Origin of the sequence: Sphingobium sp., assembly GCF_003248505.1 — a bacterium.
GTDB lineage: Bacteria > Pseudomonadota > Alphaproteobacteria > Sphingomonadales > Sphingomonadaceae > Sphingobium.
The window spans coordinates 12,496-27,878 of sequence record NZ_QFOA01000041.1; the positions used below are offsets into that span (position 1 = coordinate 12,496).

General features: G+C 61.5%; 15 protein-coding genes. 9 read left to right on the forward strand and 6 right to left on the reverse strand.

What is annotated here, in order from left to right:
* The first annotated feature begins 23 nt into the window (after positions 1 to 23).
* The 4 genes from DI606_RS12870 to DI606_RS12885 are packed head-to-tail and all read left to right on the forward strand — an operon-like array spanning position 24 to position 2,770.
* Positions 24 to 248 carry a dodecin gene (locus DI606_RS12870; RefSeq protein WP_037542269.1) on the forward strand — a complete coding sequence of 75 codons (225 nt, stop codon included), beginning with the start codon at positions 24 to 26 and terminating at the stop codon, positions 246 to 248.
* A gap of 24 nt (positions 249 to 272) precedes the next feature.
* Positions 273 to 1,433 carry a flavin reductase gene (locus DI606_RS20350; RefSeq protein WP_367119476.1) on the forward strand — a complete coding sequence of 387 codons (1,161 nt, stop codon included), beginning with the start codon at positions 273 to 275 and terminating at the stop codon, positions 1,431 to 1,433.
* Positions 1,434 to 1,489: 56 nt separating this feature from the next.
* Positions 1,490 to 2,251, forward strand: coding sequence for an SDR family NAD(P)-dependent oxidoreductase (locus tag DI606_RS12880; RefSeq protein WP_293983631.1), 762 nt, complete (start codon positions 1,490 to 1,492; stop codon positions 2,249 to 2,251).
* 12 nt (positions 2,252 to 2,263) lie between these two features.
* Positions 2,264 to 2,770, forward strand: coding sequence for a nuclear transport factor 2 family protein (locus DI606_RS12885; RefSeq protein ID WP_066602667.1), 507 nt, complete (start codon positions 2,264 to 2,266; stop codon positions 2,768 to 2,770).
* A gap of 48 nt (positions 2,771 to 2,818) precedes the next feature.
* On the opposite strand, the gene DI606_RS12890 is transcribed toward DI606_RS12885, so the two are convergent.
* The 6 genes from DI606_RS12890 to DI606_RS12915 form a co-directional block, all read right to left on the reverse strand.
* The gene (locus DI606_RS12890; RefSeq protein ID WP_293983636.1) at positions 2,819 to 3,610 is read right to left on the reverse strand and encodes a dienelactone hydrolase family protein; all 792 of its coding nucleotides are present in this window, start codon (positions 3,608 to 3,610) and stop codon (positions 2,819 to 2,821) included.
* Positions 3,607 to 4,248, reverse strand: coding sequence for a CoA transferase subunit B (locus tag DI606_RS12895; RefSeq protein WP_009821792.1), 642 nt, complete (start codon positions 4,246 to 4,248; stop codon positions 3,607 to 3,609). The genes DI606_RS12890 and DI606_RS12895 overlap by 4 nt, the downstream gene beginning before the upstream one ends.
* Complete coding sequence (locus tag DI606_RS12900; RefSeq protein WP_009821791.1) at positions 4,248 to 4,955, reverse strand: CoA transferase subunit A; 708 nt, start codon at positions 4,953 to 4,955, stop codon at positions 4,248 to 4,250. Before DI606_RS12900 ends, DI606_RS12895 begins: the two co-directional genes overlap by 1 nt.
* Positions 4,952 to 6,142, reverse strand: a complete 1,191-nt coding sequence (gene bktB, locus DI606_RS12905; RefSeq protein ID WP_009821790.1) for a beta-ketothiolase BktB — start codon at positions 6,140 to 6,142, stop codon at positions 4,952 to 4,954. The genes DI606_RS12900 and bktB overlap by 4 nt, the downstream gene beginning before the upstream one ends.
* 156 nt (positions 6,143 to 6,298) lie before the next feature.
* Entirely contained in the window at positions 6,299 to 7,936 is a 1,638-nt protein-coding gene (locus DI606_RS12910; protein ID WP_293983640.1) for an NAD(P)/FAD-dependent oxidoreductase, read from the reverse strand.
* Between the two features lie 613 nt (positions 7,937 to 8,549).
* Positions 8,550 to 9,425, reverse strand: a complete 876-nt coding sequence (locus DI606_RS12915) for a LysR family transcriptional regulator (protein ID WP_293983642.1) — start codon at positions 9,423 to 9,425, stop codon at positions 8,550 to 8,552.
* Positions 9,426 to 9,526: 101 nt separating this feature from the next.
* Between DI606_RS12915 and DI606_RS12920 the strand changes: the two genes are divergently transcribed.
* The 5 genes from DI606_RS12920 to mmsB all read left to right on the forward strand — a co-directional run bounded on the left by DI606_RS12920 (position 9,527) and on the right by mmsB (position 15,121).
* Positions 9,527 to 11,023, forward strand: a complete 1,497-nt coding sequence (locus DI606_RS12920; RefSeq protein ID WP_293983644.1) for a CoA-acylating methylmalonate-semialdehyde dehydrogenase — start codon at positions 9,527 to 9,529, stop codon at positions 11,021 to 11,023.
* 116 nt (positions 11,024 to 11,139) lie between these two features.
* Positions 11,140 to 12,282, forward strand: coding sequence for an acyl-CoA dehydrogenase family protein (locus DI606_RS12925; protein WP_293983646.1), 1,143 nt, complete (start codon positions 11,140 to 11,142; stop codon positions 12,280 to 12,282).
* A gap of 11 nt (positions 12,283 to 12,293) precedes the next feature.
* Complete coding sequence (locus DI606_RS12930) at positions 12,294 to 13,388, forward strand: enoyl-CoA hydratase/isomerase family protein (RefSeq protein WP_293983648.1); 1,095 nt, start codon at positions 12,294 to 12,296, stop codon at positions 13,386 to 13,388.
* Positions 13,378 to 14,157, forward strand: coding sequence for an enoyl-CoA hydratase-related protein (locus DI606_RS12935; RefSeq protein WP_293983650.1), 780 nt, complete (start codon positions 13,378 to 13,380; stop codon positions 14,155 to 14,157). The genes DI606_RS12930 and DI606_RS12935 overlap by 11 nt, the downstream gene beginning before the upstream one ends.
* Before the next feature lie 85 nt (positions 14,158 to 14,242).
* The gene (gene mmsB, locus DI606_RS12940) at positions 14,243 to 15,121 is read left to right on the forward strand and encodes a 3-hydroxyisobutyrate dehydrogenase (protein ID WP_293983652.1); all 879 of its coding nucleotides are present in this window, start codon (positions 14,243 to 14,245) and stop codon (positions 15,119 to 15,121) included.
* The last annotated feature ends 262 nt before the right edge of the window (positions 15,122 to 15,383 follow it).

Below are 15,383 nucleotides of genomic sequence, written 5' to 3' on the forward strand. Positions count from 1 at the left end.
CCTAACCAAGGAGGAGCCAGGTAATGAGTGATCATGTCTATCGGGTTATTGAGATCGTCGGCTCCTCCACGTCGAGTGTGGACGACGCGATCAAGACCGCCATCGCGCGCGCCAGCGAGACACTGCATGGCCTGCGATGGTTCGAGTTGGTTCAGACCCGTGGACATATCGAGGACGGTCAGATTCAGCATTTTCAGGTCACATTGAAAGTCGGCTTCGTCGTCGACCCCGTGACCGGCTCCGACTGAACGCCATACTGAACGAGGCGCCCTGTGTTATCTTCTCAGCAAGTCCTTCCCATCGACCCCAAATGGTATCGCCAGGTTCTCGGGCAGTATCCGACCGGTGTCTGCGTGATCACCGCGACGGCCAGCGATGGCGTTCCCGTATCGATGGTCGTGGGTTCCTTCACGTCGGTCTCGTTGAACCCGGCGTTGGTCGCCTTCTTTCCCGATCGAGGATCGAGCAGTTGGGCCAAGTTACGCGACTGCGAGCATTTCTGCGTGAATATCCTGGGTGCAGAGCAGGAGCCTATCTGTCGCCAACTTGCGTCCAAGGACCCTAACAAATTTGACGGCGTCGCCCACCGGATTTCGGAACGAGGCTGTCCTGTCCTTGAAGATGTGGTCGCGTGGATAGAATGCCGACGCTACGCCATCACCGATGCTGGGGACCATGAGATGGTCACAGGCGAAATTGTCGCGCTCGACATCGCTGGCGGCGGACTGCCTCTTCTCTTTTTTCAGGGCGGCTATGGCCAGTTTGCCCCCGGCGCGCTCGTCGCGAGCGAAGCGCCGGGCCTGTCCCTCGCCCAGCTTCGGCAGGTCGATCGGGCGCGCGCCGAACTGGAGCGTCTTGCTGCCGAAACCGGGGGACGCTGCATTGTTACCGTCCGGGCCGGCGAGGAACTGATCGTGGCAGCGAGTGCCGGACAGGGAAATATTCCAGGCATCGCAACGCTCGTCGGGCAACGATTGCCGTTCCGCCTGCCGACCGGGTCGGTGTTCGCAGCCTGGCTCTCCGATCAGGAAGTCGGCCCCTGGCTTGGCCGCCACGACGTTCCGGTTCGCGAAACTGCGGCCACCGTTCTTGCCAGAGTGCGTGAACGCGGCTTCTCGGTCGGCCTTATCAGCGAGGCACAACGCATCTTCTCCGCGCAACTGGCCGCCGCGGGTGACGACGAGATCGCGATCGAAGCGCTGGAGGAGCTGATTTCCGACCTGGCCTTTGATCCTGCCGAATGGACCGATGCGATCAAGGAACAGGCGCGGGTCGTCTCGGTGCCGGTTTTTGGCGCCGACGGCGCCGTCGCCAAGGCGCTGACACTCTATGGTTTCCCCAAGCCTCCAGAAGGCGGCATCGATATCTATATCGCGCATCTGATCGAAGCAGCCACCCGCGTAGGCGCGGATCTGGGAGCCCGCGCGCAATAGAATATGAACCTGCCGGGCGACAGCAGCCTGCGCATTGAACTTTCAAGGAGACACCTATGGACATGCGTGATGTCGCAGCAATCGTCACGGGAGGCGCATCGGGACTGGGTGGCGCGACAGCCTCGATGCTTGCCGCGCACGGCGCACGCGTCGCGATCTTCGATCTCAATGAGGAGCAGGGGCCCAGGAAGGCCCAGGAATTGGGCGGCGCGTTCTTCCGGGTCGATGTCGCCGACGCGCAGAGCGTGAAGGATGGGTTGGAAGCCGCAGCACAGGCGCACGGCACGGCGCGCATCCTAGTGAACTGCGCAGGCGTCGCGCCGGCGATCAAGACGGTCGGTCGGGAAAATGTGCCGCATCCACTCGACAGCTTTCGCCGCGCCGTCGAGATCAATCTCATCGGCAGCTTCAACGTCATCGCCCAGTTCGCCGCCCTTCTGGCCGTTGCCGAGCCTGTCGGCGAAGAACGTGGCGTCATCGTCAACACCGCAAGTGTTGCTGCCTATGACGGGCAGATGGGTCAGGCGGCCTACGCCGCGTCCAAGGGCGGCGTCGTGGGCATGACGCTACCGGTCGCCCGCGATCTGGCGCAGCACAAGATCAGGGTCATGACGGTCGCGCCGGGCATCTTCCTGACGCCGATGCTAATGGGATTGCCCCAGCCGGCGCAGGATTCGCTTGGCCAGCAGGTTCCGCATCCCAGCCGCTTGGGCCGCCCGGAAGAATATGCTCAACTGGTGGAAGCCATCATCGGCAACCCCATGCTCAATGGTGAAGTCATCAGGCTCGACGGCGCGATCAGAATGGCGCCGCGATAGAAGGAGAGAGAAATGGACCTGGAGCAACGCATTCGCCGACTGGAGGATCGCAATGCGATCTCGGATCTCGTCGTCTCCTATTTCCTGGCGTCTGACGATGACGATTCCGACGGCGTGGCGGCCAGCTTCATTCCCGACGCCACATTCAGTTCTTCGGGCGTTCTCAATGCGACCGGTCGCGATGCCATCGTCGAATTCATAAAGACGGCCCGTTCCTATATGGGACTGACGGTACACACCCCCCATTATGTCCAGTGCCGGTTCGAGTCCGACGATCGGGCTACCGGCCTTGTCGGCGCGCACCTGGAATTGGTCCTGGGTGGCACGAGCGTCGTCGGCGCTGTCCGCTATGTCGATAGCTATGTCCGGGACGGAGAGGTCTGGCGTTTTGCCTCGCGCGATATGCGCACCGTTCATATCGCACCGTGGGATGAGGTCGGCGCGGCGTTTGCCTCGACGACCCCGGTGCGCTGGCCGGGCGGGGAAGCTGCCGCCTCGGATTTCCCGCGCAAGTCTTAGTTCTAGTGCAGGCGTGCCGGTCCGCTGGACATGGTACGCCAGCTTATATCACGGCATGACGATCGTCGCGCTCGTCCCGCCGTCAGGCGCTGCCCAGAGGTCATCCAGAAACGCCCGCATGGCATTCCACGAGCGACGATCGGCAACGGGATCGTAGCGAAGCCAGTCGGGAAGGCCGCGCTCATGCGCCCTGGGATTTGTGAAGCTGTGACGGACCCCGCCATAGACATGCATCTCCCAACGAACCTCCGCCTCCCGCATCGTCTGCTCGAAAAGCAGCCGCTGTTCTGCATCGATGGAGGGATCGTCCGCACCCAGCAGCAACAGGATCGCTGCCTTGATGTTCGGCGCATCCTGTGGCGCGGTCAGCGCCAGACCGCTGTGAAAGCCCACCACTGCTCCGATGTCGCGGCCGGTAAGCGCCAGCTCCAGGGCCATCGTACCGCCGAAGCAGAAGCCGATCGCGCCGACTTTCGCGGGATCCACTTCCGGTTGCGCTAGCAGCGCATCATAGGCAGGCACCACACGCTCGCGCACGCAAGCACTGCTTTTCTGCAAGGGTTCAAGCTTCTCTAGAACCTCCTCGAGCCCGCTCAGTTCGCGCGCTTCGCCATGAAGGTCGCACGCCAGCGCGACATAGCCCATCTCGGATGCAATCCGCTCTGCGCGCAGGATCGCCTGGTCGCTCAGGCCATAGCCCTCGGGAAAGACGAGAAGAGCTGGGTGAGGCCCTGCGTCAGCGGGTATGGCGAGATGTCCGCGCATCGCTAGCCCGTCCGCCACATAGTCCACCGGCCGTACATTGATCGCGCGTGCATCCTTTGGCGACAGGCCGGTCACAACGCCACCTCGAAGGAGGCGGACGTCTTTGCCTCGACATCCTGGCGCGTCACGCCGGGCGCGAGTTCAATCAGCCTGAAGGGGCTGTCATGGTCGGCCCGCTGGAAGACGGCGAGGTCGGTGATGATCATGTCGACCACATTCTTCCCGGTCAGCGGCAGCGTGCATTCCGGAATGAACTTGGGGCTGCCGTCCTTGGACGTATGCTCCATGACCACGATGATCTTCTTGACCCCCGCGACCAGATCCATCGCGCCGCCCATGCCCTTGATCATCTTGCCGGGGATCATCCAGTTGGCGATGTCGCCATTTTCGGCGATCTCCATCGCGCCCAGCACGGTCAGGTCGATATGCCCGCCACGGATCATCGCAAAGCTGTCCGAAGACGAAAAATAGGCGGTTTGTGGCAGTTCGCTGATCGTCTGCTTGCCCGCATTGATGAGGTCCGCATCCTCCTCTCCGTCGAGCGGAAAGGGACCGATGCCGAGCATGCCATTCTCGCTCTGGAGCGTGACTTGCACGCCGACGGGAATATGGTTCGCCACAAGCGTCGGGATGCCGATGCCCAGATTGACATAGAAGCCGTCCTCAAGCTCCTTTGCCGCGCGCGCGGCCATTTCATCTCTGCTCCAGGCCATTATGCGTCTTCCCTCTGACGAACGGTGCGGAATTCGATCTTCTTCTCGTAGGGTGCCCCCACGATCATGCGCTGGACATAGACGCCAGGGAGGTGGATCGCATCGGGATCAAGCGATCCCACCGGCACGATCTCTTCCACTTCGACCACGCATATCTTGCCGCAGGTCGCAGCGGGCACGTTGAAGTTGCGTGCGGTCTTGCGAAAGATGACATTGCCGCTCTCGTCGGCTTTCCAGGCCTTGATCAGGCTGAGGTCGGCGAAGATGCCGCGTTCGAGGATATAGTCCTCGCCGCCGAAGCTCTTCACTTCCTTGCCCTGCGCCACCTGCGTCCCGACGCCGGTCTTGGTGTAGAAGCCGGGGATGCCCGCACCACCCGCGCGCATACGCTCCGCCAGCGTGCCCTGGGGACAGAACTCCACCTCCAGTTCGCCCGCCAGATATTGCCGCTCGAACTCTTTGTTCTCGCCGACATAGGAGGAGATCATCTTGGCGACCTGCCGCGTGCGCAGCAGCTTTCCGATCCCCTCATTGTCGATGCCGGCATTGTTGGAGGCGAAAGTCAGGCCAGAAACACCGCTGTCGCGCACCGCGTCGAGCAGCCTTTCTGGAATGCCGCAGAGGCCAAAGCCGCCCGAAGCAATGAGCAGACCGTCCTGCAAGATGCCATCGAGCGCCGAGGCTGCGTCGGGAAACAGCTTCTTCATTCACCGGCTCCCACACGCTCTACGACCATGGCGATGCCCTGGCCGCCGCCGATGCACATGGTGATCAGGCCATAGCGCCCGCCGATCCGCTCAAGCTCGTAGATCGCCTTGACCGTCAGGATCGCACCGGTCGCACCGACCGGATGGCCCAGCGATACGCCTGAGCCGTTCGGATTGACCTTCTCAGGATCGAAACCCAGCACCTTGGCAACCGCGCAGGCCTGCGCAGCGAAGGCCTCGTTGGACTCGATGACGTCCATCTGCTCGAGCGCGAGGCCCGCCCGTTCGAGCGCTATGGGAACCGCCTTGACGGGTCCGATCCCCATCCGGTCGGGTTGCACACCGGCATGGCCCCAGCCAATGATCCGCGCGAGCGGCTTGAGGTCATCGCGATCGACGGCCGCCTGCGACGCAAGGACGATCGCGGCCGCGCCGTCGTTGATCCCTGAGGCATTGCCCGCCGTCACGGTGCCATCCTTCTTGAACACGGCCTTCAGACCCGACAGGCCTGCGAGCGAGACGTCGGCCCGGACATGTTCATCTGTATCAAACATCCGGATGCCTTTGCGATCCTTGACCTCGATCGGCAGAATCTGGGAGGCGAAGCGCCCCTCCTGCTGCGCCCGTGCCGCCCGGCTATGGCTCAGCACGGCAAGCTCATCCTGATCCTGCCGCGAGATGTCATGATCGGCCGCCACATTCTCGGCCGTGATACCCATGTGCATGCCTTCGAAGGGATCGCTCAGCACCGCGAGCAGCGTGTCGACCATCTTGATCTCGCCCATCTTCTGACCGAAGCGTGCCGCAGCCACCGAATGGGGCGAGCGGGTCATCGATTCCGCGCCGCCGGCCACAGCGAAATCGCATTCATCGAGCGCGATCATCTGCGCGGCAGATATGATCGCCTGCAGGCCCGACCCACACAGCCGGTTGAGCGTCAGCGCAGGCGCTTCGATCGGGATCCCGGCGTTGACCGCGGCGACACGGGCGAGATAGGCATCCTTCGGTTCGCTGGGAATGACGTTGCCCATGACCACATGGCCGACCTGATCAGGGCCGATCCCGGCGCGCGCGATAGACTCGGCGATGACGGCGGCGCCGAGCTTGGCCGGCGGAACATCGCGAAGGCTTCCCCCAAAATCGCCGATCGCGGTGCGTACGCCGGACAGGATATAGATTGGTTTCATGGCTTCCTCATCTTTTGGTGTACGGGTCTGAATGCGCCGATAGCGTCCTGCGGAACGGTCGCGCCGGCGCGCGGGATGGATCTTGTGGCGATGGCTGCTCTGTTCGAGGCGGGTTCGCCGATCCTTGAAGACCTGCGCGAACCCGTGATCAAAGGCCTAGGCGAGTTCGAACCCCGCATAGTCGGAATAGGCCACCTCCTCGCAGCGCTTGCGATATTCGGGGCCACCGCCCACGTAGACGAGGGTGCGCTTTACCGTGCTGCCGTCGGGCTTGGTCGTCGTCTTGACCCACCAGGCATTGGCGTCGGCCATAAGCGTCCTGGCAAAATCGGCATAGACCGCCTCGGTCCATTGCGCTTCGGCGGCTTCGCTGGCTTCCGAGAAGGTCAGGCCGCGATCGCGCATATAGGTGATCATGCGGGTGACCCATTCCCCCTGGAGGCCGCCGCACACGCCCACATTGCAGAAGGCCGATCCATTGTGCGGGCCGACCAGCGTGAAGAAATTGGGGAAGCCGCGCGCCTGGAGGCCCAGGAATGTCGAAGGGCCATCGGCCCAGGCATCCTTGAGGCGCAGGCCGTTTTTGCCGATGATGTCGATACGATCGAGCGAACCGGTGACGGCATCGAAGCCTGTGGCGAAGATGATCACGTCGAGGTCATAGGCGCCGTCTGCCGTCACGATCCCTTCAGGCGTGAAATGCTGGATAGGGGCGCCCTTGATATCGACCAGATGGACGTTGGCCTGATTATAGGCCTCATAATAGTTGGTCTCCATCGGCACGCGCTTCGCACCGAACGGATGGTCCGTCGGGATCAGTTTTTCGGCGACCGCCGGATCGGTCACACGCTGTCGGATTTTCTTCGCGATGAAATCGGCGAGGAACTTGTTTGACTCCTTGCTCAGCAGGAGATCGCGAAAGCCGCTGAGCCAGATGCCATAGCCCGGCTGATTATAGAGCTGCTCGAAAAATACCTCGCGTTCCGCCTCCGAAACCTCCGTCCCCTTGCGCGTGTCGCGGTGATAGGGGAACGCCGTCGGCGTCGATTTCACATATTCCAGGATCGTAGGGTAGCGCTTGCGGATGAGATCCATTTCGTCCTTTTCGAGCGGCATGTTGCCGAGCGGCGTGCACCAGTTCGGCGTCCGCTGGAACACGTAAAGGTCCTGGGCGGTCTGTGCGGCGATGGGAATAATCTGCACGCCGGTCGCGCCTGTGCCGATGACGCCGACCCGCTTGCCCGTGAAATCGATCGTCTGCGGATTGCCCTCGGCGTCGGTCGGCCAGCGGGACGTGTGGAAGGCTTCGCCCTTGAAGTCCTCGATCCCCGCGTAGTCCGGCATCCGCGAGGCGGACAGCGGGCCGGTTGCAGATATCAGGAAGCGGCAAGTCAGCCTCTCGCCGCTGTCCAGACCGACCTTCCAGACATTGGCGAGGCCGTCATAATGAGCGGACTCCACCTTGGTGCGGAACTTATAGTGGCGTCGGACATCCATCTTGTCGGCTGCATAATTGGCGTAGCGCAGCATCTCGGGTTGCCCGGCGAACGTTTCGCTCCAGTCCCATTCGGGAATGATGCCGCTCAGCGCGAAATAGCCGTAGGTGTAGCTTTCGGTGTCGAGCCGGCATCCGGGATAGCGGTTCCAGTACCAGGTCCCGCCGACATCGTCACCCGCCTCGATGCCCAGAACCCGCATGCCTTCCCGGTCGAGCAGGTAGGTCTGGTTCATCCCGGTTACACCTGCACCGATGACGATCGCATCATAATCCGGCTTCGTCTCAACTCCACTCACGACACATCTCTCCTTGGAACGATCTTTCTTACTGTCAACGCTCGCGTTGACGATCTGTCAAGGGAATTTGGACTAGCGGTCTAATTCGGCTCAGAAAATGGCTAATATGAGACCTTGTTATGATATCGAAACAATGTTTGACTCGATGTTTTTTAGGGGATCAGCCTACATCGAGAGCTAGTTGAGGTGATCCAGGCGGATTAGGCCGGGGGGAGGGGAGAAGATTCGGAAAGCATTTGGAGCTGAAAAAGGCCTTATCCAAGCACCGACCTTCCCATTCGGGTCTTATCGTGTGAACAATCGTAAGCTCGCCAATGCAATACGGCGTGTCGCCGCGGTTTAGGACCTCATGATACCCCGGATGACCGTTCGCCCTCTTTGCTGCATACTGCTAATCATTCTGCCCGTGCCAAATGTGGACGGCATTCTTGCAGAGGCTTAGTGCCCAAGGTCGCCTTGCTTCGCGACATCGCCTTCAACATGCAGCCGCGCACAGCCCGTTTGCGGGTCTGGCAGCGATACCTTGGGCGGATGGTCCGAACGACGGCGCGTCTGCATGCCTCTATGGACCTTTGCCTGCATCAGAAGCCTGATGCACGGATCAGCAGGGTGGCTATTGCGAATTTGAGAATAATCCCCGCAGGAGATTTGAGATCGCGGAAATCCTTGAAACGTTCGCCAAATCTCTGTGCGTGACCAGCCAGAAACTGCGTTTAATCCCAGCCTCCTTCGGCAGTAATCGCATAAACCGTGGGTCCGCGGCAATCATAAAATCCGGCAGGACACCTATGCCGGCGCCGTCAAGGACCAACCGCCTTTGAATGTTGATGCTGCTAGAACGCAGTGTTGCCTGCAAGCCTGTGCTGATCTCATCCAGATAGTCCAGTTCCGGTGTGAAAAGAAACTCGGGAACGTATCCTACCAGAGTATGGCTGGCGAGGTCTGATCGGCTAGTAGGTGTCCCTCGCGCCATCAGGTATTCGCGTGAAGCGTAAAGGTGAAGCCTGTAGTCACCAAGGCGCTGGACAGTCAGGTATCCGCTCTGAGGTCGCGCGAGCATGACCGCCATGTCTGCTTCCCGCTTGGAAGGGTTCAAGAAGCCAGATGCCGTCACGATGTCGAGGCTTATTCCAGGGTATTCGTCATGGAATCGAGGAAGAGCGGGTGCCAGGATCCAGGTCCCAAAACCTTCCGCTACCGACAGACGCACGTGCCCGCTCAACCCATGCCGCTCTCCGCGGAACTCGGAGATTGCATCCAGCGCGGCCCCCTCGACGCTTTCTGCGTGACGCAACAAGGAAGTGCCTCGCTGCGTCAATATCTTTTCGCCGCCCGATTGCTCGAACAGCCTGGCCCCGAGCTTTTCCTCTAGACGTGTTATTCGCCGCGATACCGTGGTCGCATCAATTCCCAAAGAGCGGGATGCCGGCGAAAGCTTTTTCATTCGCGCGACTGCGAGAAATATACGCAAATCGTCCCAGTCGAACATCACCAAACCCTGCAAAAATGCAAATAGACTCTGCGAAAACGAGCAATTGATTGCATAATTGCATCATCGCTAAAATAATGCAAATTCTGGAGAGATTACTGATGCGCAACATTTCCCATAAGCTCGCTTTTGACCATGACGGCAAGGCTACGCGGTACAGCGATGTGTTTGATCCCAATGATGGCACGGTGCAGGCGCGCGTCGCATTAGGGGACAAAGCGTTGCTGGATCGCGCGGTCGAGGCCGCCAAGGCTGCGCAGCCGGCGTGGGCAGCGGTAAACCCGCAGCGTCGCGCCCGCGTGATGTTCAACTTCAAGGCGCTGGTCGAAAAGAATATGGACGAGCTGGCGCATCTGCTCAGTTCCGAACATGGTAAGGTGATCGCCGACGCCAAGGGCGATATTCAGCGCGGGCTGGAGGTCATCGAATTCTGCTGCGGCATTCCCCATGTGCTGAAGGGCGAATATACGCAGGGCGCGGGTCCGGGCATCGACGTTTACAGCTTTCGCCAGCCGATCGGCATCGGCGCGGGAATCACCCCTTTCAACTTCCCCGGCATGATCCCGCTGTGGATGTCGGGCGTCGCGATCGCGACCGGCAATGCCTTCATCATGAAGCCGTCAGAGCGGGATCCCTCGGTCCCCGTTCGCCTCTGCGAACTGTTTCTGGAAGCGGGCCTGCCCGAAGGCATTCTTCAGGTCGTGCAGGGCGACAAGGAAATGGTCGATGCCATCCTTGATCATCCAGACATTGGCGCGATCAGCTTTGTCGGATCGTCGGATATCGCCCACTATGTCTACAGGCGCGGCGTCGACAACGGCAAGCGCGTGCAGGCCATGGGCGGCGCGAAGAACCACGGCATCGTCATGCCGGACGCGGACCTCGACCAGGTGGTGAATGACCTCTCCGGCGCCGCCTTCGGGTCGGCGGGTGAGCGCTGCATGGCGCTCCCCGTCGTGACCCCGGTGGGCGAGAAGACGGCGATTGCGCTGCGCGAAAAGCTGATCCCTGCGATCGAAGCTCTGCGCGTCGGCGTCTCCACCGATCCCGAAGCCCATTATGGCCCGGTCGTCACCGCCGCGCACAAGGCGAAAATCGAAAGCTATATCCAGATGGGCGTCGACGAAGGCGCGGAACTGGTGGTGGACGGTCGCGGCTTCACGCTTCAGGGGCATGAGGAAGGCTTCTTCGTCGGCCCGACGCTGTTCGACCATGTGAAGCCGACGATGCGGACATATCAGGAGGAAATTTTCGGTCCCGTGCTCCAGATGGTGCGCGCCGAAAGCTTCGAGGAAGCACTCGCGCTGCCGAGCCAGCATCAATATGGCAATGGCGTCGCCATCTTCACCCGCAACGGCCATGCGGCGCGTGAATTCGCTGCGCGCGTCAATGTCGGCATGGTCGGCATCAACGTGCCGATCCCGGTGCCGGTCGCCTATCACACGTTCGGCGGCTGGAAGCGCTCCGCCTTTGGCGACACCAACCAGCATGGCATGGAAGGCGTCAAGTTCTGGACCAAGGTCAAGACGATCACGCAGCGCTGGCCCGATGGCGGCGGTACCGGCGACAGCGCCTTCGTCATCCCCACCATGGGGTGATTTCCTGCGGGGATAATATCCTCCTCGCATGATGCCGGCGAAGCAGCGGAAGGTCGCTGGTAAACTCGGGCGCGCGCGACCTCTTCAACAGCGCGCGCGCCTCTTGGGATTAAACGATGACTCAATTCGACCTGACCGACGACCAGCGCACCATCCAGGACATGGCGCAACGCTTCACCGCCGACGCGATCACGCCCCTTGCGGCGGAATGGGACGAAAAGCATATCTTCCCGCGCGATACGATCCGCGCGGCGGCGGAACTGGGCTTTGGCGGCATCTATGTGTCGGAAGAAGCGGGCGGTATCGGCCTTGGGCGGCTGGAGGCGGCGCTCATCATGGAGGCGATGGCCTATGGCTGCCCGTCCACCAGCGCCTTCATTTCCATTCATAATATGGGCGCATGGATGATCGACCGGTTCGGGTCGCAGGCGGTGAAGGACAGATATCTGCCCGATCTGGTGCCGATGACCCGCATGGCCAGCTATTGCCTGACCGAAGCGGGCGCCGGGTCAGATGCGGCGGCGCTGAAGACCAAGGCGGTGCGCGACGGCGACCATTATGTTGTGACCGGATCGAAGCAGTTCATTTCGGGCGGCGGCGAAAACGACGTCTATGTCGTCATGGTGCGCACCGGAGAGGATGGCGCCAAGGGCATTTCCTGCCTCGTCATCGAAAAGGACATGCCCGGCGTCAGCTTCGGCGCGCAGGAACGCAAGCTGGGATGGCACAGCCAGCCTACCGCGCAGGTCAATTTCGATGGCGTGCGCGTGCCGGTGGACAATCTGGTCGGTGCGGAGGGCGAAGGGTTTCGCATCGCGATGATGGGGCTGGACGGCGGACGGCTGAACATCGGCGCCTGCTCGCTGGGCGGTGCGCAGCGCGCCATTGACGAGAGCGTCCAGTACACCAAGGACCGCAAACAATTCGGCCAGTCGATCGCCGATTTCCAGAATACGCAGTTCACGCTGGCCGACATGCAGACCGAATTGGAAGCTGCACGCACGCTGCTCTACGCCGCCGCGGTCAAGGTGACGGACAATGCGCCGGACAAGACGCGCTTTGCCGCCATGGCCAAGCGCTTTGCCACCGACACCGGTTCGTCCGTGGTGGATCGCGCGCTGCAACTCCACGGCGGTTACGGCTATCTGATGGACTATCCGATCGAACGCATCTGGCGCGACCTGCGCGTGCATTCGATTCTGGAGGGCACCAATCAGGTCATGCGCATGATCGTCGCCCGCGACATGCTGCGCCCGTGACGGAGATGACCGTGACCGATCAGCTTCTGACCTTTATCGACAATGGCATCGGCCGCATCCGGTTGAACCGCCCCAAGGCCATTCACGCCCTGACCCCCGCCATGTGCGAGGCGATCAACCAGGCGCTGCTGGCGTGGCGGGATGATCCGGCGGTGGTCGCCGTAATGATCGATCATCTGCCCGCCGCCGACGGCGACCCGAAATTGTCGCGGGGCTTCTGCGCGGGCGGCGACATCGCGCTGATCGCCAACAGCGCCAAGGCCGATTGCGTCGAAGCCGAGCGTTTCTTCCATGTCGAATATCGGATGAACCATCTGCTGTTCGTCTATGACAAACCGATCGTCGCCTTCATCGACGGCATCGTGATGGGCGGCGGCGTAGGGCTGTCCCTCCCCTGCCGCTATCGCGTGGCAACCGAGCGGACCACTTTCGCCATGCCCGAAACCGGCATCGGCCTGTTCCCCGATGTGGGTGGCGGCTGGTTCCTGCCGCGCTTGCCGGGCCGGATCGGCGTATGGCTTGCCACGACAGGATCGCGGATCGACGGCGCGGATTGCGCCGCCATCGGCATTGCGACCCATTATGTCGGGTCAGACAAGATTGATGCGCTCAAGGCGCAGATATTGGCCGATCCTTCCGCCTTGCCGGTGCTTCTCGACCTCGCAAATGAGGCGGCCCCCGCCTCCCGCCTGACGGAGCAGGCGGACCGGATAGATCATCTGTTCGCGTCGAACCGTTATGAGGATATATTGGTCGCGCTGAAGGCGGACGGGTCGGAATGGGCACAGAAGCAACTGGCCGTGCTCGCCACCAAATCGCCGCAGACGGTCAAGGTCGCCCTGCGCCAGCTGGCCGAAGGTGCGGCCTTAACCGACTTCGCCGACAATATGCGCAACGAATACCGCCTCGCCTGCCACATCATCCGCCGTCCCGACTTCGTGGAAGGCGTACGCGCGGTGATCTTCGATAAGGATAATGCGCCGCAATGGACGCCTGCCACGCCGGAAGCGGTGGACGGCGCCCTGATCGAAAGCCTTTTCGCGCCGCTGGCGCCGGAAAACGAATGGACCCCTCTGCCTCAGACGGAAACCTGTCATGACCTATGAAACCATCCTCGTCGAACAGCAGGGCGCAGTCACGCTGATCACGCTCAACCGACCGCAGGCGCTCAATGCGCTGAACAGTCAGGTGCTGCATGATCTGAGCGCCGCCTTCGCCGCCTATGATGCCGACCCGACCCAGCGTTGCGCCGTCCTGACCGGCAGCGGCGAAAAGGCGTTCGCGGCGGGTGCCGACATCAAGGAAATGGTGGAGAAGGATGCCGCCGACTTTTTCCTTCAGGATTTTTTCTCCGGCTGGCAAACCGGCGTGGTTGCTACCCGCAAGCCCTGGATCGCAGCGGTGCAGGGCTTTGCACTGGGCGGTGGCTGCGAACTGGCGATGATGGCGGACTTCATCATCGCGGGTGACACGGCGAAGTTCGGCCAGCCGGAAATCAAGCTGGGCGTGGCCCCCGGCATGGGTGGGTCGCAACGCCTGACCCGCGCAGTGGGCAAGGCAAAGGCGATGGAGATGTGTCTGACCGGCCGGATGATGGACGCCGCGGAAGCCGAACATTCAGGGCTGGTGAGCCGCATCGTGCCTGCCGCATCGATGCTGGACGAAGCGCTCAAGACCGCCGCGACAATCGCCGCGCTGCCGCCGATGGCCGCCATGGTGAACAAGGAAATGGTCAACATCGCCTTTGAAACCGGTCTGGCGCAGGGCCTTTTGACCGAGCGCCGCCTGTTCCAGATTCTGACCGCAACTGAAGACAAGAAGGAAGGCATGACAGCCTTCGTCGAAAAGCGCGCGGGCGTCTGGAAGGGGCGCTGACCATCTGACGTCAGCCTTGGGCGGTCTGAATGGATGATTAGCTAATAATCGAGCGCTCACGGGCGCTCGCTGGAAGGAGCAGGAAATGACTCACATTATTGCCTTTATCGGCCTCGGCAATATGGGGGGCGGCATGGCCGCCAATCTGGTCGGCAACGGCTTTGCCGTTCGTGCTTTCGACCTGTCGGACGAGGCACTGGCCAGGGCTGAGGCTGCTGGTGCCATTCGTGCCACCAGCGCTGCCGATGCGGCAACCGGGGCGGATGCAGTGGTGACCATGCTGCCCGCAGGAAAGCATGTCGAAGGCGTCTACACTGACGAGATATTCGGCGCAGCGAAGGCGGGTGCGCTGTTCCTGGACTGCTCGACGATCGACGTGGCTACCGCCCGCCGGGTCATCGCCGCTGCGGTGGCAAAGGGTTTTGAAATGGTCGATGCGCCGGTGTCCGGGGGCATTGCGGCCGCCAATGGCGGCACCCTGACCTTCATGGTCGGCGGGCTGGATGACGCTTTTGCCAAGGCAAAGCCGATCCTGTCGGCCATGGGCAAGGCTGTGATCCACGCCGGTGGCGCGGGCAATGGACAGGCAGCGAAAATCTGCAACAACATGCTGCTCGGCGCGACGATGGTCGCCACCTGCGAAGCCTTTGCCATGGCCCAGAAGATCGGCCTCGACCCGCAGACCTTTTACGATATTTCCAGCGTGTCGTCAGGGCAAAGCTGGTCGATGACCAGCTATTGCCCGCTGCCGGACGTCGGTCCGCAAACACCGGCTGACCTCGACTATCAGGGCGGCTTTGCCGTGGCGCTGATGCTCAAGGATCTGAAGCTGGCCATGGAAGCCGCGTCATCCGTCAACGCCAGTGTGCCTATGGGTGCGCAGGCGGAAAGCCTGTATCAATTGCTCGCCAACAAGGGTGAAGGTGGGCGTGATTTTTCGTCGATGATTCAATTGTTGCGTTAAGCAGAGTTGTCGATTGCGATTATGAAATCTTAAATGGGGGCGGAGGCTTCCAGATATAGCCTGCGGATCGTCCTCTGTGCCCCTTGCTATCATTTCAATAATCGCTGGTCCAATGTTGCCTTAGCTTTCTTGGCTACCTTTGGCTCCTCGCTTTGAGTTGCTTCTCGCCCATGCATCGGCAACGGCCATATCTTTGACGATGCGCAGAACGTTGATGCTCCGGTGGCTGCTCGCCGGCATGTGATAAGGATCTTTGCGGCGT

What these genes read in the sequence shown, in the direction of transcription:
- DI606_RS12870 (WP_037542269.1), top strand. Translation starts at nt 24, where the DNA reads ATGAGTGATCATGTCTATCGGGTTATTGAGATCGTCGGCTCCTCCACG.
- DI606_RS12880 (WP_293983631.1), top strand. Translation starts at nt 1,490, where the DNA reads ATGGACATGCGTGATGTCGCAGCAATCGTCACGGGAGGCGCATCGGGA.
- DI606_RS12885 (WP_066602667.1), top strand. Translation starts at nt 2,264, where the DNA reads ATGGACCTGGAGCAACGCATTCGCCGACTGGAGGATCGCAATGCGATC.
- DI606_RS12895 (WP_009821792.1), bottom strand. Translation starts at nt 4,248, where the DNA reads ATGGCCTGGAGCAGAGATGAAATGGCCGCGCGCGCGGCAAAGGAGCTT.
- DI606_RS12900 (WP_009821791.1), bottom strand. Translation starts at nt 4,955, where the DNA reads ATGAAGAAGCTGTTTCCCGACGCAGCCTCGGCGCTCGATGGCATCTTG.
- bktB (WP_009821790.1), bottom strand. Translation starts at nt 6,142, where the DNA reads ATGAAACCAATCTATATCCTGTCCGGCGTACGCACCGCGATCGGCGAT.
- DI606_RS12915 (WP_293983642.1), bottom strand. Translation starts at nt 9,425, where the DNA reads ATGTTCGACTGGGACGATTTGCGTATATTTCTCGCAGTCGCGCGAATG.
- DI606_RS12920 (WP_293983644.1), top strand. Translation starts at nt 9,527, where the DNA reads ATGCGCAACATTTCCCATAAGCTCGCTTTTGACCATGACGGCAAGGCT.
- DI606_RS12925 (WP_293983646.1), top strand. Translation starts at nt 11,140, where the DNA reads ATGACTCAATTCGACCTGACCGACGACCAGCGCACCATCCAGGACATG.
- DI606_RS12935 (WP_293983650.1), top strand. Translation starts at nt 13,378, where the DNA reads ATGACCTATGAAACCATCCTCGTCGAACAGCAGGGCGCAGTCACGCTG.
- mmsB (WP_293983652.1), top strand. Translation starts at nt 14,243, where the DNA reads ATGACTCACATTATTGCCTTTATCGGCCTCGGCAATATGGGGGGCGGC.